This window comes from Bradyrhizobium sp. 930_D9_N1_4, from assembly GCF_052076015.1.
Lineage (GTDB): Bacteria > Pseudomonadota > Alphaproteobacteria > Rhizobiales > Xanthobacteraceae > Bradyrhizobium.
In genome coordinates this window covers 4,096,565-4,114,999 of the sequence record NZ_CP197236.1, presented here as the reverse complement: position 1 = coordinate 4,114,999, position 18,435 = coordinate 4,096,565, and the positions used below count along the sequence as shown (strand labels likewise).

The following is an 18,435-nucleotide window of genomic DNA, read 5'->3' as shown; positions in this document are numbered from 1 at the left end:
GGCGCGATCGTCAATGAGAGCGTAATTTGGCGATGGCCAGGTACGTGGCTTCGCTCATGCTCGATAGGCCTGAGTTCGATCCTTGAAAGAGGTTGAGCAAGGGAGATTGCGCCTGGCCGGTGCTCTCGCTGTTCTTGACGTCATACATGGCGGAGAAGCGATTGAGCAGCTTCGCGACCTTCGCGGGATCTGACAGATCCTTGATCTTCATGAATTTGTCGACGAACTTGGCCTGCTGGTCGATCGGCATCGCCGCCATCGAATCCGGTAGATTGAAGGTGGTCCTGAACACTTCCGAAAGCGCCTTGTCGGCCAGGATGTCGTATGCGGACGTAATGTCCCCCGCCTTGCGCTGGAAATACAGCGCCAGGCGCACGCCGGGATTGGTCTCGCCTTGCTGCAGCTCCAGGCTTTGCTGGAGATAATTCGCCTGCGTGTCACGGAGCTGATCCCGCTTCTGGGGTCCGATCATCGGCAGGCGCGCGACGTTGCCCTTGCTGTCGAAATTGAAGGACGCAACGATCTCGGCAAAGCGGGGATCGCTCTGCGTGTTCACGAAGCTCTTTTTATCGTTCAGGTCGGAGGCGAAGGCCTTCTTGAGAAATTCGGTGGTGACCTTCCTGGGATCCAGACCCTTGGCCAGGAGGATTAAATCCACCATGGGCCTGTTTGCAAGAAGATCGGACACGCTGTCGATGCCTGCGATCGCCTGCTGATATTCCGTCGCGTCCTGGGTGGCTTGTGCGCGAACGGCCTTTTGCTGCTGAGGGCTCGCCGTGCTTGCGCTCTTCACCGCTTGAATGACGTAGTCCCTCGCAATCTGGAGAACTTCGGCAGAATCCTGCGCCACCAGCGGCGTGGTCAGATTGCCCTTTGCATCGAAGTTGAAGGCGTGCGCGAGCTGAACGTAGCGTGTGTCCTTGAGGGTATAGACGTAGCTCTTGGGATCGCTAAGGTCGCTTTCGAGGACTTTTTTGATGATTTCCGGCGAGACCTTGTCGGGATCGAGGCCGACGGCGCCCAGCGCGAATTCATACACGCCCGGTGTCGATACGAACGCCTGGAGTGAAGTGATCTTGAGGAGGTCCGCCCTGAATTGCTTGACCGCCAGGGCTTCGTAGATCGGGCTTGCCGCCTGGTAGACGTCGGCCTTGCTGGTATCGAACCGTTGTTTCGTGAGTGCGATATTTGCGGCTGTCTGCGCAGGAGTACCTGCCGGGAGCGACCCGTCAGGCGAAAACTCGAACGCGCCGGCCAGGTCCACAAACCCTTTGATCGTCGCGATCTGGTCGTCGAGGCCGGAAACGATCTTCTTCGCTGAGTCCAGGTGATACTTTTCGATCACGATCTGGACGTTCAACTGGGTCACGTCCGCACCCGGTTGCGATAATTGCTTCGTGTAGTCGGTTATCTTCAAATCGGCGGCGTCGGCATCCGATTGCGCCTGGGCAAGCTGGGCGTTGAGGCCGCTCAACTGAGACGCGAAGGTGGTGTTGACGTAACTGGTCGGATCGGACGGATCGCTGCGCAGGACCTGGCTGATCGTGTCGGGCGGCCACTTGCTTTGATCGATCCCGTAGGCCGAAAAGACATAGTTGCGAAGGCGGTCGTTGTTCAGGAGCTGGTCTGCGCTGGTGATGTTGCCGATTTCGGTGCTGTAGTAATTCGTGTCGTCGGCAATGGCATCGACCTGATTCTTCTTGGTCGCCGTGTAGAGCCCGATCATCTCATCGGTCTGGTTGTCCGACTGCGCAACCGGCGTTGCAGTGCCGTTGAAGGAAAATGCCGCGGCAAATTCCTGGTAACGCTTGTCGACCAGCTTGTTGACGAAGCTCGTCGGGTCCGAGAGATCGCTCTCCAGCACCTTTTTCATGAAGGCCTTCGCGTAAGCCATGTCTTCCAGCCCATACGCCTTCGTCGCATAGTGATACAGGCGATAGTCCTTCATGAAATCATCGACGGTCTTCACCTTGCCGATGTTGGCCTTGTAATAGGCGGCCTCGCGCGCGACGTCCGGCTGCTGCTCGACCCGCGTCAGGGACTGCTTGAGATTGCGCGTGATGTAGCTGTAGCTGAAATACGTTGTGACCATCGCGCATTCCTCGCGGGCTTTACGGTCCCGGACGTCCCTCAATCATTGCGGGGTCGCGAGGTGGGGGCTGGCCTCATGCCAGCAGACTGTCTTCGTCTTCTTGGGGCCATCCTGGCCCACACTCTTGGATTTAGTGTCTGTTCAAGCGTCGCATATTGAGTCTGTTTCTATGTGTTTCCGTATGTTTCTCAGGTGCGGCTTTCGCGGGGATTGTGTTCCCGATATGTTCTGGATCGAAGTGGATAGGTGATGCCGGAGTTTTTGCGGTAACCCACGCGGGTTCTCCGCCCCAAAATGCGCTACCATGATCCCAGCGCGCATCAAGTCGCGCACGATCAATGAGACGTATGAGGAAACGAGATGAGGGTGACGATTGGACGGCGCACAGCTGTGGCCGCGGTCTTGGGCGCTGCGGGCGCGGCGGTTTTGACGGCGGCGTTTGCGCCGGTTTGGGCGCATGGGCCGACCCGGCAGAAGGTGCGGGAATCCATCGAGATCAATGCGCCGCCGGCCAAGGTGTGGGCGGCGATCAGTAATTTCCAGGACATGAGCTGGCTTCCGCCCGTCACCAAGACCACGGGCGAGAAGGGCAACGAGGTCGGCGCGACGCGAACGCTGACGCTTACGGGCGGGGCGACCGTCGAGGAGGAGCTCTACAAATACGAGCCCGACATGCTGAGCTATTCGTACCGGATCACCAAGGTCGACGTGAAGGTGCTGCCCGTCACCAATTATTCCTCGACATTGACCGTGTCGCCGGCGTCCGACGGCAAGGCCACGCTGGAATGGGCCGGCGCGTTCTACCGCGGCTTTCCCAATAACGACCCGCCGCCGGAGCTGAGCGACGAAGCTGCAAAGACCGCGGTAAGCGGGCTCTACAAGACCGGCCTCGAGGCGCTGAAGAAGAAGATCGAGAGCGGAAGCTGACCGTGCGGGCACTGGTCCTGGCGGCGCTCGCCGCCAGCCTTTGGCTCGCAGGCATCGGCGGCGCGTCCGCCGAGGAGGCGTTCGTCACCAACCAGCTCAGCGACGATCTGATGGTGGTCGACCTCGCCACCGCGCGTAGCGTTGCAACCATTCCGATCGGCGGCAAGCCGGCCGGCCTCGCCGTCAGCGCGGACGGGCGCTTTGCCTATGTCACCAGCCCCGATGCCAAAGCGGTGACGGTGGTGGACGCCGCGACACGGCAGGTCGCCGGCCGCATCGAGGTCGGCGGTGGGCCGCTCGGCATTGCGGTCGCCCCTGACGGCAAGACGGTCTATGTCGCCGACTGGTATGCGGCGGCGGTGCGGGTGATCGACACGGCCTCCCGCAGCGTCACGGCCAGCATCGCGGTCGGCGCTTCGCCCTCGGGGCTGGCGGTGACGCCTGACGGCAAGCTGCTGCTCTCGGCGGATCGCGACGACGACAGCGTCTCGGTCGTGGACACCGCGACGCGCCAGCGCAAGGCGACCATCAAGGTCGGCACCCGTCCGTTCGGCGTCACCATCGATGCCGATGGCAAGCGCGCCTACACCGCCAATGTCGGCTCCGACGACGTCTCCGTGATCGACATCGCGGAAGGCCGCGAGATCGGCCGCGTGCCGGTCGGGATGCGCCCCTATGCGGTGGCGCTGACGCAAGGCCGCGGCTTCGTCACGGATCAATATGGCGGCACGGTCAGTGTGTTCGACGTTGCGACGTTGAAGCCGGTCAAGCGCATCAATGTCGGCGATTATCCCGAAGGCATTGCCGCGACCGCCGACGGCAAGCGCGTCATCGTCGCCTGCTGGGAGAGCAACACGCTGGAGATCATCGATGCGACTGAGCTCAAGGTCGTGGGCAAGGTCAAGACCGGCGACGGCCCAAGGGCCTTCGGGGCGTTCCTGCGCAAGACGGAGTAGGGGAGTGTAGGGTGGATTAGCCGAAGGCGTAATCCACCTCTTTACTCGCCACCCGGATAGAGAAGTGGTGGGTTACGCCTTCGGCTAACCCACCCTACGATTTCGGCATACGGTATCCGCAATCTCTTCCACCCGCTCAAACACGTGATCCGGCCCGAGCGCCCGCAGCGCCGCCGGAGCCGCATAGCCCCAACAGACCGCACCGCAGGCAATCCCGACCGCCCGCGCCGCCTCGATGTCGCGGACCTCGTCGCCGATCGCGATGACCTTGCCCGGCTCGACGCCGGCGCGGCGAATGACCCGGCGAAACTTTGCGGGCTTGCCGAACACCGATGCCGAGCAGTCGAAATGCGTGAACAGCGCCGCCGCCTTGCCAAGCTTCTCGCGCGCATTGGCCTCACTGTCGGATGTCACCAGCGCCAGTTGTACGCCGTTCTCCGTCAGCGTTCGCAGCATCGTCTCGATGCCCCCGAACAGTGAAATCTCCGCCGCCGCTTTTCTTTTCAGCCGCCGCCCATGCCGCACGATCGCCGGCAGCTTCCACAGCGGCACCTCGAGCCGGCTCAGGATCTCGCGCGTCGAGGCATGCCGCAGCCCCTCGACATCCTCATCCGCAACGCGGCGAAACCCAAAGCGATCGGCGACGTCGTTGATGGTGCGCCGAAACCACGGAAAGCTGTCGGCCAGCGTGCCGTCGAGATCGAAGATGGCGAGGGAGTAGGGCATAGAATGGCGGCAGGTCTGGTCGAACTTCATAGCCAGATGTACAAGAGTGGAACAGGAATGCACAGATGCCGGTCGATCAGATTCAACTTAGCAAGTTCTTGAGCTTCGTGCTGAGGCACAAGCCCGATGAGATCGGCTTGACGCTCGGTGTCGAGGGATGGGCAAATATCGACGAACTGGTTGAAAAAGCCAGTGCTGCGGGGACGAAGTTCGACCGCGCCGACCTGCTCGGCGTCGTCGCGAGCAGTGACAAGAAAAGATTTTCGCTGTCGGCCGACGGGCTCAACATCCGCGCCGCGCAGGGGCACTCGGTATCGGTGGAGCTCGGCTTGCCACCCCAACAACCGCCCTCAATACTTTATCACGGGACGGCGACGCGGTTTGTTGAAGCGATCCTGTCGGAGGGGTTGAAGCCGCAAGCGCGCCAACAGGTGCATCTGTCATCCGATGAGGAGACCGCATTGCGCGTCGGTCAGCGCCGCGGCAAGCCTCACATCTTCAAGATCGATGCGGGTGGCATGTATCTGAAGGGGTTCAAATTCTTCCGTGCAGACAATGGAGTATGGTTGACCGATCATGTACCGCCGGAGTTCCTGGCGTAGACCGGCAGACTAGAGAGGACGATGCTGTGCATCGGCCTCGCTATCGATTGCAGATCTCTCCTCTACTCCGCCGCCTCGCTCGTGCTCCGCCGCTTCGGCTTCCCCGCCTTCTTCAGCACCGGCGCCAGAAACTTGCCCGTGTAGCTCCGCGGCGCCTTCGCGATGTCTTCCGGCGGGCCCCAGGCGACGATCTCGCCGCCGCCGTCGCCGCCTTCGGGGCCGAGGTCGATGACCCAGTCTGCGGTCTTGATGACTTCGAGATTGTGCTCGATGACGACGACCGTGTTGCCCTGCGCGACCAGCTCGTGCAGCACCTCCAGCAGCTTCTTGACGTCGTGGAAGTGAAGGCCAGTGGTCGGCTCATCAAGGATGTAGAGCGTGCGGCCGGTGGCGCGCTTGGACAGCTCTTTTGCCAGTTTGACGCGCTGGGCTTCGCCGCCTGAGAGCGTCGTCGCTTGCTGGCCGACGTGAATGTAATCGAGCCCGACGCGGTGCAATGTCTGAAAAGTCTCGCGCACGCGCGGCACCGCCTTGAAGAACTCGGCGGCTTCCTCGACGGTCATGTCGAGCACGTCGGCGATGCTCTTGCCCTTGAACAGGACTTCGAGCGTCTCGCGGTTGTAGCGCTTGCCCTTGCAGACATCGCAGGTGACGTAGACGTCGGGCAGGAAGTGCATCTCGATCTTGATGACGCCGTCGCCCTGGCAGGCCTCGCAGCGGCCACCCTTGACGTTGAAGGAGAAGCGGCCGGGCTCGTAGCCGCGCGCCTTGGCTTCGGGCAGGCCGGCGAACCATTCGCGGATCGGCGTGAAGGCGCCGGTATAGGTCGCGGGGTTCGAGCGCGGGGTGCGGCCGATCGGCGACTGGTCGATGTCGATGATCTTGTCGATATGCTCGAGGCCCTCGATGCGGTCGTGTGGGGCGGCGCCCTCGCTGGCGTTGTTCAGCTTGCGGGCGATGGCCTTGTAGAGCGTGTCGATCAGCAGCGTCGACTTGCCGCCGCCGGAGACGCCGGTGACGGCGGTGAACAGGCCGAGCGGAATTTCCGCCGTGACGTTCTTGAGATTGTTGCCGCGTGCGTTGACCACTTTGATGGTGCGGCGATGGTTCGGCGGGCGCCGCTCCGGCACCTCGACCTCGAGCTCGCCGGTCAGGTATTTGCCGGTCAGCGATTTCGGGTTGCGCATGATCTCGGCGGGCGTGCCCTCGGCGACGATGTTGCCGCCATGCATGCCGGCGCCGGGGCCGATGTCGAGCACGTAATCGGCCAGAAGGATGGCGTCTTCGTCATGCTCGACCACGATCACGGTATTGCCCAGATCGCGCAGCCGCTTGAGGGTGTCGAGCAGGCGCGCATTGTCGCGCTGGTGCAGGCCGATCGAGGGCTCGTCCAGTACGTAGAGCACGCCGGTCAGGCCCGAGCCGATCTGGGAGGCCAGGCGGATGCGCTGGCTCTCGCCGCCGGACAGCGTGCCGGAGGAGCGGGACAGCGTGAGATAGTTGAGGCCGACGTCGAGCAGGAAGGTGAGGCGCTCGCGGATTTCCTTGAGGATGCGGCCGGCGATCTCGTTCTGCTGCGCGTTGAGGGTATCAGGCACGGTCTCGAACCACGCGCCGGCGCCCTTCACGGACATCTCGGAGATCTCGCCGATGTGCTTGCCGCCGATCTTGACGCAGAGCGCCTCGGGCTTGAGCCGGAAGCCGTTGCAGGCGCCGCAGGGCACGTCGTGGAAATATTTCGCCAGCTCCTCGCGCGCCCACTCGCTCTCGGTCTCGCGATAGCGGCGGTTGATGTTGGTGATGACGCCCTCGAACGGCTTCTTGGTGTCGTAGGAGCGCACCCCGTCCTCGTAGGAGAACTTGATCTCGTCCTCGCCGGAGCCGTGGAGGATGGCGTTCTGCGTCTTTTTCGGCAGGTCCTTCCACTTGGTGGTCAGCGTGAACTTGTAGTGCTTGCCGAGCGCGGTCAGCGTCTGCACGTAGTAGGGCGACGACGACTTGGCCCAGGGCGCGATCGCGCCCTTGCCGATGGCGAGCTCCTTGTCGGGGATGACGAGATCCTCGTCGACATGCTGCTCGACGCCGAGGCCGCCGCAGGCGGGGCAGGCGCCGTAGGGGTTGTTGAACGAGAACAGGCGCGGCTCGATCTCGGGGATGGTGAAGCCAGAGACGGGGCAGGCGAACTTTTCCGAGAACAGGATGCGCTCGGGGCCGCTCTTGTCGTGGATCTTTGCGGTCTTCTTCTTTTCCTCGGCCGGCGCTGTGGCCGCCGGCGCGTCGGCGAACTCGACGACGGCAAGGCCCTCGGCGAGCTTCAGCGCGGTCTCGAAGCTTTCGGCGAGGCGCTGGCCGATATCGGCGCGCACCACGATGCGGTCGACCACGACGTCGATGTCGTGTGGGAATTTCTTGTCCAGGGTCGGCGCTTCCGCAAGCTCATGGAAGGTGCCGTCGACCTTGACGCGCTGAAAGCCCTTCTTGAGCCATTCGGCGAGCTCCTTGCGGTACTCGCCCTTGCGGCCGCGCACGACCGGCGCGAGCAGATAGAGGCGGGTGCCTTCCGGCAGCGCCAGCACGCGGTCCACCATCTGCGAGACGGTCTGGCTCTCGATCGGCAAGCCGGTCGCGGGCGAATAGGGTACGCCGACGCGTGCCCAGAGCAGGCGCATGTAGTCGTAGATTTCGGTGACGGTGCCGACGGTCGAGCGCGGGTTTTTCGAGGTCGTCTTCTGCTCGATCGAGATCGCCGGCGAGAGGCCGTCGATCTGGTCGACGTCGGGCTTCTGCATCATCTCCAGGAACTGGCGGGCATAGGCGGATAGCGATTCGACGTAGCGGCGCTGGCCCTCGGCGTAGATGGTGTCGAAGGCGAGCGAGGATTTGCCGGAGCCGGAGAGGCCGGTGAACACCACGAGCTTGTCGCGGGGAATTTCGACGTCGACATTCTTGAGGTTGTGCTCGCGCGCGCCACGGATCGTAATTGCGTGCCGGCTGGAGCCGGCGTTCGGTTGTTGGCGCTTCGCCTTGATCACTTCATCCATCCTGGTGGTCCTCAAGGAATCCCGAGGGCAAATTTCCAAAGGGCGCGCGATCGCGCCAACGTAGAAGGCACGCTTCGCCCGGAACCGGGATCGGCGCCGATGGGGTTGTCAGCGAACGTAGGAAGAACGGGAGTGGATTTCCAGTGGCGTGTGCGAATCGTCAACGGATTGTTGGCGCGCTGGCGGCATCTGGCAGGAGCGGGCAAATCGGAACATGCGAAGGGCCGGCGCGAGGCCGGCCCTTCGTTCGCGTTTGGATGCGGATTTGGGGCAATCCGCGCAGAGACAGGACTTGGAGGTTCCTGCGGAAACTCTGGCTCAATGCTCCGGGTCAGTATTTGGCAACGACCGGGCCGCCCCAGCGGTAATTGATACGAATCAGGCCCATGTCGATGTCCTGGCCGATCCGGTCGGTACGCGGGGCGAAGCCGCCGACGAGGGTTGCGAAGTCGGCGCTGTGATGGCCGAGGAATACGTGGTTGTACTCGCCGCCGACCGACCAGTTTTCGGCAAAGCCCCATTCCACGCCGATGCCGACCGTGTAGCCCCAGCGGGTCTGGTTGACGCTGTTGAACGCCGCCGCTGCGGGCGCGCCCGGAAAGAAGGTGTCGTATTTGCTGTGGGCTACGGCGGCGCCGGCCTTGCCGTAAAGCAACAGGCTGTTGACGGCGTAGCCCATCTGGCCGGTGAAGAGACCGAAGCTGTCGATCCTGGTCTGGTTGGTGATCGGCGCCAACGCCACGCTGACATTGTTGCCCTTGAAGTCGGCCCAGTTGCCCTGGCCCTCGATGCCGAACACCCAGCGCGACTTCTGCCAGCGATAGCCGAGCTGTCCGCCGACCGTGCCACCGCCCGCATTGTGACAGCCTTCGCCGACGGCCGGATCGACCGCAACGCCAAGCGCGCTGGTCACGCCCCAGCAGGCGTGGGCCAGGCCGCCGCCGCCATTGATGCCGACATAGATACCGCTCCAGTCATAGGTGAGGACAGGCGCCACGGGCGCCTTGTAGAGTGGCATATCGGCGGCACCGGCGGGTGCGACCGCGCCGAGTGCGAACAGGCTGACCGCAGCCAGCGCCCAGGAATTTGGTGTCGAGGACTTCAGCGTCCGAGTCTTGAGCGCCAATGTTTTCATTTCACGTCCCCAACGCACCGAGCCAATTCGCGTGGGCGATTTGCGCCCCACGATTCCTTGACGGTCCGGCGCACCCTCGCGCGAAAACAAAAAGGCCGGCGCAAGGCCGGCCTTTCGTAACGCGGATGGCGTTGGAGCTAAGTACTGAACTCAGTACTTGGCGACGATCGGGCCGCCGAAAGTGTAGTTCAGGCGAACCGTGGCCATATCCACGTCCTGCTTGATGCTGTCGCTGCGGGTGGTCACGCCAAGGAAGGTGAAGGTGTCGGTGTGCTTGCCCATGAACAGGTGGTTGTATTCGACCGCGACCGACCAGTTCGGAGCGAAGCCAAACTCGATGCCGGTGCCGACGGTGCCGCCCCAACGCGTGTCGTTCACGGTGTCGAGCGTAACGCCAGCCACCGAGCCATTGAACTTGTTGTGGGTGACGGCCGCGCCGCCCTTCACGTACCAGAGCACGTTATTCCAGGCGTAACCGACCTGGCCGGTGAAGAGGCCGATGGCGTCGATCTTGGTGTTGTTCACCAGCGGCGCGAGAGCGGCCGGGGAGCTGGTATTCGAGCCCTTCAGGTCAGCCCAATCGCCCTGGGCTTCGAGGCCGAACACCCAGCTGGCCGACTGCCAGCGATAGCCGATCTGACCGCCGACGATAGCGCCGGTCGCATTGTGACAGCCCTCGGGCGTGACCGGAATTGCGGCGACGCCGACAGCGGTGAGATCCCAGCAATTATGGCTCGAGCCACCACCGGCGTTGGCGCCGATGTAGAAGCCGGACCAGTTGTAGATCGAGGAGATCGCCACCGGAGCTTTGGTGTAGGGGCGGGCCGCCAGATCAGCGGCCGAAGCCGGAGCGGCGAGAGCGAACAAACAGGCCGAAGCCAACAAAACCTTTTTCATCTTCAACAAATCCCAGTCCCGGTTTCTGATATTGCCTTCCGTGCGGTGGAAGGGCAGCGGACGCGTTGGTCCAACTGCTGACGGTCTACATCAATAAAGCTGCAAGTTGTGTCGCTCAAAAGTCACAGCAACCACAAAATGTAACAATGCCTGACCCATTGTTGCTCCTGCACACATGAAAACGAAAAAGGCCGGCGCGAGGCCGGCCTTTGATCTTAATGAGATATCAGAGGGATATCAGTACCTCGTGGGCGCGCCCCAGTTGAAGTGATAGTTCACACCGGCCTTGACCGTGTGCACGGTATCATTCCACTCGGAGCGATTGGTCGCTACGGGGCTGTACTGAATGGCGCTGTTGCCGAAATCGATATAGTTGTACTCGACCTTTGCGGACCAGTTCGGAGCGAACATGTATTCGGCGCCGGCACCGACGGTCCAACCCCAACGCCAGTCGTTTTGCACGAAGACGTTTCCGGGGATGCCGTCATAGCGATGTTGGATGTCGCCGACCGCCGCACCGCCGCTGACGAACCATAGAGCGGGACCGGTCGAATAGCCGAGGCGGCCCTTGATATCGCCGAAGCTGCGGATCTTCGTGAAGTAGGTGTCGCCAAGGCCGGCATTGATCCCGGCTGAACGGCCGCTGATATCAGACCAGTGGTAATCGCCTTCGATGCCGAACACGACCGGACCCGACTGCCAGTTGTAGCCGAACACGCCGCCGACGAAGCCGCCGGTGATGTCGTAGTCCTGAGAACCAGCGAAGATTGCCGTATTCGGAGCGCCGAAGAAGGTTTCGTCGCTGCGGCCCCAGCCACCGCCGCCCTGAATACCGGCGTAGAAACCGGTCCAGGTATAGATCGGAGCGGGGGGCGCAACCGGCGCCTTCGTATAGGGACGGGCAGCGAGGTCCGCAGCACCGGCCGGAGCCGAGAGCCCCAACGCAACAATTCCAATTGTGCCGAACAGAATTTTCTTCATTGCAGTCTCCCCAGTGTTGTCCGCTTCCGGAGTCCCTGAAGCGGTCATCAGGCGCGACGCCCATATGATCCAAGTCCAAGCGAAGCGTACTCCGATCGGAAGGGGGAGTCCGTCTCCGGAATGCAACACTCACGGACGCACTGTCGTGGTCCTAAGCTAATGAATGTTAAGTATTTTCTTGGCTATTGGAGTTCCAATGCATTGCAGCGTGAACAGTGACATCGAGTTCCGGCATGCACGCTTGGGTCGTGGCGATTTATTTGGAACAAATGTGGAACGAGGATTGGTTCGGTGCTATATTTGGGGATAACCGAGGGCGCGGTGGGGCGATCGGCCCTCGCAAGCGTATAGGGTCGCCTCAACAGGGCGGCAGAGCCTCGCGGGAAGCGGGCTCAGCCTTTGAATTCAGTGGCATTCGGAGTGGAGAGCGGCGATGGCGGGAAGCGTCAACAAGGTCATTCTGGTTGGAAATCTCGGCAAGGATCCCGAAATCCGCCGCACCCAGGACGGGCGGCCGATCGCGAATCTGAGCATCGCGACGTCGGAGACCTGGCGTGACAAGAACAGCGGCGAGCGCAAGGAAAAGACCGAGTGGCATCGCGTCGTGATCTTCAATGAGGGGCTCTGCAAGGTCGCCGAGCAGTACCTGAAGAAGGGCGCGAAGGTTTACATCGAGGGTGCGCTCCAGACCCGCAAATGGACTGATCAAGCGGGCGTCGAGAAATACTCCACCGAGGTCGTGCTGCAGGGCTTCAACTCGACCCTGACGATGCTCGACGGTCGCAGCGGCGGGGGAGGCGGCAGCTTCGGCGACGAGCCCGGCGGCGATTTCGGCTCCTCCGGTCCCGTCAGCAGTGCGCCGCGCCGTGCGGTCGCCGCGGGCGGTGGCGGTGGCCGCAACAACGACATGGACGACGATATCCCGTTCTGAGGCCCGCTGGGCCACTGCCAGAGCATGCGCGCCGCAAGCGCGGCGCCGGCTTTCCTGAAGTGTCAGCAATCCTTATCAGTCGACTGGGAAGACTGGGGTTTCCCGGCTGCGCTCATGTTGCGTCTCAGGGACATCGTCGTGAGGGGATGAGGCGTGAGTCTGACGCCGCTGCTTGAGGCTGCTCCGGCGATCCCGCTGCACGCGTTCGCGGCCATGGCTGCGTTCGTCCTCGGAATCGTTCAGCTCGCCGCACCCAAGGGAACGCTGCCGCACCGGGCTCTGGGCTGGACCTGGGTTGGGCTGATGCTGGTCGTGGCGCTCAGCTCGTTCTGGATCCACCAGATCCGTCTGGTCGGTCCGTGGAGCCCGATCCATCTGCTCTCGATCTTCGCGCTGGTGATGCTCGTATTGGGCGTGACGGCCGCGCGAACCCGCAATGTCCGGCGCCACAAGATCACGATGATCTCTATTTTCTTCGGCGCGCTCGTGATTGCCGGGCTGTTCACCTTCCTGCCCGGCCGGATCATGCATGAAGTGGTTTTCGGGCCGTAGCGCTGGCCGCCATCGGGGCCCGCGCCGCGGTGCCGCCGGTGTCCGGAACGGGGCGCTGGAACAGCCTCCGGCCCATCCCGTAAGTCCATGAAAGAACGAAGGGAAAAAGCGCTTCCCTTGGCCATGCAAGGGTGGTTATCGGGGGGGCGATGCGCTATATGATTCCCAGATAAAATCTCACCGGATTTCCCCTTGGCTGACGACGACAACAAGCCCGGCGACCAGCCGGCGCAACCCTCGGACATTCGCCCCGTCTCCATCTTCGAGGAGATGAAGAAGTCGTATCTCGACTACGCCATGAGCGTGATCGTGGCGCGCGCGCTGCCCGATGCCCGCGACGGCTTGAAGCCGGTGCACCGCCGCATCCTGTACTCGATGAACGAGCAGGGGCACACGCCCGACAAGAAGTACGTCAAATCCGCCCGCGTGGTCGGCGACGTCATCGGTAAGTATCACCCGCACGGCGACCAGTCGATTTACGACGCCATGGTCCGCATGGCGCAGGACTTCTCGATGCGCGTGCCGCTGATCGACGGCCAGGGCAATTTCGGCTCAGTCGACGGCGATCCCCCGGCCGCCTATCGTTACACCGAAGCGCGCCTGACGAAGGCGGCGCTGGCCCTGCTGGCCGACATCGACAAGGACACCGTCGACTTCCAGCCGAACTACGACAACAACGAGACCGAGCCGTCGGTCCTGCCGGCCAAGTTCCCGAACCTGCTCGTCAACGGCGCCGGCGGCATCGCGGTCGGCATGGCGACCAACATCCCGCCGCACAATCTCGGCGAGGTCATCGACGCCTGCGTCGCGCTGATCGACAATCCCGCGCTCACCATCGACGAACTCATCAACATCGTGCCGGGACCGGATTTCCCGACCGGCGGCGTCATCCTCGGACGGCAGGGCATCCGCGCCGCCTATCACCTCGGCCGCGGCTCGGTCATGATGCGCGGCAAGGTCGCGATCGAGACCATCCGCAAGGAGCGCGAGGCGATCATCATCACCGAGATTCCCTACCAGGTGAACAAGGCGACGATGGTCGAGCGCATCGCCGAGCTGGTGAAGGAAAAGAAGATCGAGGGCATCGGCGATTTGCGCGATGAATCCGATCGTGACGGCTACCGCGTCGTCATCGAGTTGAAGCGCGACGCCGTGCCGGATGTGGTGCTGAACCAGCTCTATCGATTCACGCCGCTGCAGACGAGCTTCGGCGTCAACATGGTGGCGCTCGACAGCGGCCGTCCGCGGATCATGCATCTGAAGGACCTGCTGGCGATCTTCGTCGACTTCCGTGAGCGGGTCGTCACGCGACGCACCAAGTACCTGCTCGCCAAGGCGCGCGATCGCGCGCATATCCTGGTCGGTCTGGCGATCGCGGTCGCCAATATCGACGAGATGATCCGCGTCATCAGGACCTCGCCCGACCCGACCACCGCCCGCGACACCCTGATGTCGCGCGACTGGCCGGCGCGGGATGTCGAGGACATGCTGACGCTGATCGACGATCCCCGTCACCGCATCAGCGAGGACGGCACGATCCGGCTGTCGATGGAGCAGGCGAGGGCGATTCTCGATCTGCGCCTTCAGCGCCTCACCGCACTCGGTCGCGACGAAATCCGCGAGGAACTCGACAAGCTCGCCGGCGAGATCGCCGATTATCTCGACATCCTGCGCTCCCGCGAGCGCGTGCTTGGTATCATCAAGACCGAGCTCGCCGAGGTGAAGGCCGAGTTCGCGACGCCACGCCGCACCGTGATCATCGAGCAGGAAGGCGAGGTCGAGGACGAAGACCTGATCCAGCGCGAGGACATGGTGGTCACCGTCTCCCACGCCGGCTATGTCAAGCGCGTGCCGCTGTCGGCCTACCGGGCGCAGCGCCGTGGCGGCAAGGGCCGCGCCGGCATGCAGACCCGCGACGAGGATTTTGTCGCTCGCCTGTTCGTGGCGTCCACGCACACGCCGATGCTGTTCTTCTCGTCGCGTGGCCAGGTCTACAAGGTGAAGGTCTGGCGCCTGCCGATGGCGGCGCCGAACGCGCGCGGCAAGGCACTGATCAACATCCTGCCGCTGGAGCAGGGCGAGCGCATCACCACCATCATGCCGTTGCCCGAGGATGAATCCACCTGGGGCAATCTCGACGTGATGTTCGCCACAACCGGCGGCAATGTCCGGCGCAACAAGCTGTCCGACTTCGTCGACGTTCGTCGCTCCGGCATCATCGCGATGAAGCTCGACGACGGCGAAGCGATTGTCGATGTCCAGATCTGCACCGAGCACGACGACGTGCTGCTGACCGGCGCCGCCGGCCAGTGCATCCGCTTCCCTGTCCCCGACGTGCGCGTGTTCTCCGGGCGCACCTCGATGGGCGTGCGCGGCATCGCGCTTGCCGAAGGCGACAAGGTGATTTCGCTGGCGATCCTGCGCCATGTCGAGACCACCTCGGACGAGCGCTCGGCCTATCTGAAGATGCGCCGCGCGGTTGCCGGCGAAGCTACGGCTGAAGAGCCCGCGGTGGATGCCGAGGCCGAGGAGACCTCCGGCAGCTTCCAGCTTGCCCAGGAGCGCTATGTCGAGATGTCGGCGGCCGAGCAGGTCGTGCTCACTGTCTCCGTCAACGGCTATGGCAAGCGGACCTCGTCCTACGAGTATCGCACCACGGGCCGCGGCGGCAAAGGCATCGTCGCCATGAGCGTCAACAACCGCAATGGCAATCTGGTGGCCTCTTTCCCCGTGGAAGATGCCGATCAAATCATGCTGGTCACCGACAAGGGCCAGCTGATCCGGTGCCCGGTCGAAGGCATCCGCGTCGCCGGGCGCTCGACGCAAGGCGTGATCGTGTTCGATACCGCCGAGGACGAGCACGTCGTCTCGGTCGAGCACATCACGGAAGAGGCCGAGAGCGGAAACGGCGCGAACGGGGAATCAAACGGGGAGTGATACGTCACTCCCGTAGCCCGGATGGAGCGAAGCGAAATCCGGATTTCTAGCCACGCGCGGAAAGTCCCGGATTGCGCTTCGCTCCATCCGGGCTACGAACTGCCCTAAATCTCCAGCTCGGTCCCGAACTCCACCACCTGCTTGGTCGGCACGCCGAAGAACGCGGCCGAGCGTTCGGCGTTGCGCTGGAGAAAGGCGAACACGCCTTCGCGCCAGACCCACATGCCCGGGACGTCCTCGCTCGGGATGATGGTCTCGCGACCGACGTAATAGGTGATGTCGGAGAGGTCGATGCCGGGCAGCTTGCCTTGGCGGCAGGCGAGCTTGAGCCCGTCATAGATCGTCGGGTTTTGCATGAAGCCGTAATGCAGAATCACACGGGTGATGCCGGAGATGATCTCGATCACCTCGGCGCGGTCCTCGTCGGCGATGTGCGGGGATTCCTCGATCAGCACGGTGACGAGCACGATGCGCTCGTGCAGGACGTGGTTGTGCTTGACGAATTGCGTCAGCGCGAGCGGAACGCCGTTCGGTGCGGAGGCCAGGAACACGGCCGTTCCCGGCAGCCGGGCGCTGCATTTGTTGATCGCAGTCTCGATCAAATCCTCCTCGGGCTGGCGCAGCTTGCCGCGCGCCGCCTCGACCAGCTTCACGCCGCTGCGCCAGGTCAGCATCATGAAGGCGACCAGCGCGGCGAGCAGCAGCGGAAACCAGCCGCCCTCGAACAGCTTGACCGAATTGGCCGAAAAGAAGATCACGTCGATCACGAAGAAGAAGCCATTCACGGTCACCACGAGCCACGGCGAATAGCCCCACTGGATCGCGACGAGGGCGGCCAGCAGCGTGGTGATCGCCATCAGCAGCGACACTGCGATGCCGTAGGCGCCGGCGAGCGCGTCCGAGGTGCCGAAGCTGAGGACGGCACCGAGCGTTGCGGCCGCGAGCAGCCAGTTCACCAGCGGCACGTAGATCTGGCCCATCGCATCGCTCTGCGTGTGGCGGATCTGCATGCGCGGCAGGAAACCGAGTTGGATCGACTGCTGGGTCAGCGAGAACACGCCGGAGATGATGGCCTGCGAGGCGATCACGGTTGCGACTGCGGAGAAGGCGACCAGCGGATAGTGCAGGGCGTCGGGGCAGAGCTGGAAGAACGGGTTCTCGATCATCGTGGGATCAGTGATCAAGAGCGCGGCCTGTCCAAAGTAGTTCAGCACCAGGGCGGGCAGGCAGATCGCGAACCAGGCGAGCCGGATCGGCAGGCGCCCGAAATGCCCCATGTCGGCATACATGGCCTCGCCGCCGGTCACGGCCAGGAAGGCCGCGCCGAGGATCGCGAAGGAGATGTGAAAGTTCTGGTGGATCAGGAAGTCGAAGGCATAGAGCGGGCTGAGCGCCGCCAGCACCTCCGGCGCCTTGACGATGCCGTGGATGCCCAGCGCGGCCAGCACGACGAACCATGCCAGCATCACCGGTCCGAAGATGCGGCCGATGAAGCCCGTGCCCTGCTTCTGAATCATGAACAGCCCGATCAGGATGGCGACGGTGATGGGCACGACCGCCGGCGCGAGCGAGGGCGCGTCGACCTTGAGGCCTTCGATGGCTGAGAGCACCGAGATCGCCGGCGTGATCGCGCCGTCGCCGTAGAGAAGCGCGGCACCGACGAGGCCGACCACCAGCAGATGCGCCCGCCAGGTGCCGGGTTGGGCGTTGCGCGCATGGAGCAGCGCCAGCAGCGCGACGATGCCGCCTTCGCCGCGATTGTCCGCGCGCAGGATCAGCAGAGCGTATTTGAGCGAGATGATCAGCAGCAACGCCCAGAGGATCAGCGAGGCAACGCCCAGGACAGCGTCGTGGCTCAATGTGCCGCCATGGGCAGCCGCCTTGGCGGCTTCTTTCAGGGCATAGAGCGGGCTGGTGCCGATATCGCCATAGACCACCCCGAGGGCGCCCATGGTCATGGCAATCGGCAGAGGGGCGGGGTGATGGCCGGAAGCGACTGCGGGCGTACTGGACACTGTCGACCCCCCGATGGGATCGCGCCCGCCGGGCCATTCCGACGGGCGCGAGTGTCAGGCAGTCTGCGACGAGGCGTCGCAAATATCCATGAAATTTATATCAGGAAGCTTCTCTGACGCGAAGCTGACAACCGCAACTACGGCGTGCGATCGGCGGTCACGAGGCGGGCCTCGCGGATGTTAGCCTTGCTACCGGCCTGACGCAGGCAGGAGGCTTCGAAGTTCGGCCAGGCCTGCTGCGAGCAATCCTTGCCGATGCTGCGGATGTCGAGCCGGTCGCTCTTGGCCAGCGGCTGCGGGACGCTCGCTTCGACGGCCGGAGCGAAACCGGGGAGGACGGTGAGGGCGGCGGCAACAAACGCAGCGATCGCGATGGCCGAAATGGTCTTGATCATGTGACGGTCCCCTGTGATGCGGCCGCTAGCGCCTTGTGTGCGGCCCGTCATTCGTTGGGTGGATTACTAACCATGGCCAGTTTCCGGACGTCTTCGCGGGCGGGGGAAATGGTTTCGTTCGCGGTCCGTTTTGTTTCGTGGCCGCCCCCAGGACGAAACAAAGCGCTCCGGTCCGACATGGGCCGAGGCGGAATTTGCGGAAAACGGACAAGGAACCTGTCCGGCTTGCCGGGCCGGGCCGGGCGCGG

At 63.3% G+C, this 18,435-nt stretch carries 14 protein-coding genes; 6 read left to right on the top strand and 8 right to left on the bottom strand.

The features are described 5' to 3' along the window. Nucleotides 1-10 precede the first annotated feature (10 nt). Nucleotides 11-2,092, bottom strand: a complete 2,082-nt coding sequence (locus AB7532_RS19355; protein WP_441236357.1) for a DUF1217 domain-containing protein — start codon at nt 2,090-2,092, stop codon at nt 11-13. 360 nt (nt 2,093-2,452) lie between these two features. On the opposite strand from AB7532_RS19355, the gene AB7532_RS19350 reads away from it, so the two are divergent. Together AB7532_RS19350 and AB7532_RS19345 are read left to right on the top strand one after the other, a co-directional pair. Then, nucleotides 2,453-3,019 (top strand): SRPBCC family protein, encoded by a 567-nt coding sequence (locus tag AB7532_RS19350; RefSeq protein ID WP_441236356.1) that lies wholly within the window; start codon nt 2,453-2,455, stop codon nt 3,017-3,019. 2 nt (nt 3,020-3,021) lie between these two features. After that, nucleotides 3,022-3,975 carry a YVTN family beta-propeller repeat protein gene (locus AB7532_RS19345; RefSeq protein ID WP_441236355.1) on the top strand — a complete coding sequence of 318 codons (954 nt, stop codon included), beginning with the start codon at nt 3,022-3,024 and terminating at the stop codon, nt 3,973-3,975. An 84-nt stretch (nt 3,976-4,059) separates the two neighbouring features. Here the strand turns inward: AB7532_RS19345 and AB7532_RS19340 are convergent, their stop codons facing one another. Next, the gene (locus tag AB7532_RS19340) at nt 4,060-4,701 is read right to left on the bottom strand and encodes an HAD family hydrolase (RefSeq protein WP_441239310.1); all 642 of its coding nucleotides are present in this window, start codon (nt 4,699-4,701) and stop codon (nt 4,060-4,062) included. A gap of 65 nt (nt 4,702-4,766) precedes the next feature. Between AB7532_RS19340 and AB7532_RS19335 the strand changes: the two genes are divergently transcribed. Further along, nucleotides 4,767-5,303, top strand: coding sequence for an RNA 2'-phosphotransferase (locus tag AB7532_RS19335; RefSeq protein WP_441236354.1), 537 nt, complete (start codon nt 4,767-4,769; stop codon nt 5,301-5,303). A 62-nt stretch (nt 5,304-5,365) separates the two neighbouring features. Here the strand turns inward: AB7532_RS19335 and uvrA are convergent, their stop codons facing one another. From uvrA to AB7532_RS19315, 4 genes are all read right to left on the bottom strand, one after another. Beyond that, the gene (gene uvrA / locus AB7532_RS19330) at nt 5,366-8,344 is read right to left on the bottom strand and encodes an excinuclease ABC subunit UvrA (RefSeq protein WP_441236353.1); all 2,979 of its coding nucleotides are present in this window, start codon (nt 8,342-8,344) and stop codon (nt 5,366-5,368) included. A gap of 331 nt (nt 8,345-8,675) precedes the next feature. After that, entirely contained in the window at nt 8,676-9,479 is an 804-nt protein-coding gene (locus AB7532_RS19325; RefSeq protein ID WP_441236352.1) for an outer membrane protein, read from the bottom strand. Nucleotides 9,480-9,629: 150 nt separating this feature from the next. Next, nucleotides 9,630-10,376 (bottom strand): outer membrane protein, encoded by a 747-nt coding sequence (locus AB7532_RS19320; protein ID WP_441236351.1) that lies wholly within the window; start codon nt 10,374-10,376, stop codon nt 9,630-9,632. Nucleotides 10,377-10,613: 237 nt separating this feature from the next. Then, nucleotides 10,614-11,357, bottom strand: coding sequence for an outer membrane protein (locus AB7532_RS19315; protein ID WP_441236350.1), 744 nt, complete (start codon nt 11,355-11,357; stop codon nt 10,614-10,616). 433 nt (nt 11,358-11,790) lie between these two features. On the opposite strand from AB7532_RS19315, the gene AB7532_RS19310 reads away from it, so the two are divergent. From AB7532_RS19310 to gyrA, 3 genes are all read left to right on the top strand, one after another. Continuing rightward, the gene (locus AB7532_RS19310) at nt 11,791-12,288 is read left to right on the top strand and encodes a single-stranded DNA-binding protein (protein ID WP_148777910.1); all 498 of its coding nucleotides are present in this window, start codon (nt 11,791-11,793) and stop codon (nt 12,286-12,288) included. A gap of 153 nt (nt 12,289-12,441) precedes the next feature. Then, nucleotides 12,442-12,840 carry a DUF2306 domain-containing protein gene (locus AB7532_RS19305; RefSeq protein WP_441236349.1) on the top strand — a complete coding sequence of 133 codons (399 nt, stop codon included), beginning with the start codon at nt 12,442-12,444 and terminating at the stop codon, nt 12,838-12,840. A gap of 192 nt (nt 12,841-13,032) precedes the next feature. Continuing rightward, complete coding sequence (gene gyrA / locus AB7532_RS19300) at nt 13,033-15,777, top strand: DNA gyrase subunit A (protein WP_441236348.1); 2,745 nt, start codon at nt 13,033-13,035, stop codon at nt 15,775-15,777. A gap of 104 nt (nt 15,778-15,881) precedes the next feature. Here gyrA and AB7532_RS19295 read toward each other — a convergent pair whose 3' ends face one another. Beyond that, nucleotides 15,882-17,735: a potassium transporter Kup gene (locus tag AB7532_RS19295; protein WP_441239309.1), complete on the bottom strand. Its 1,854-nt coding sequence runs from the start codon at nt 17,733-17,735 to the stop codon at nt 15,882-15,884. A 194-nt stretch (nt 17,736-17,929) separates the two neighbouring features. Then, nucleotides 17,930-18,187, bottom strand: coding sequence for a hypothetical protein (locus AB7532_RS19290; RefSeq protein ID WP_441236347.1), 258 nt, complete (start codon nt 18,185-18,187; stop codon nt 17,930-17,932). Between the last annotated feature and the right edge of the window lie 248 nt (nt 18,188-18,435).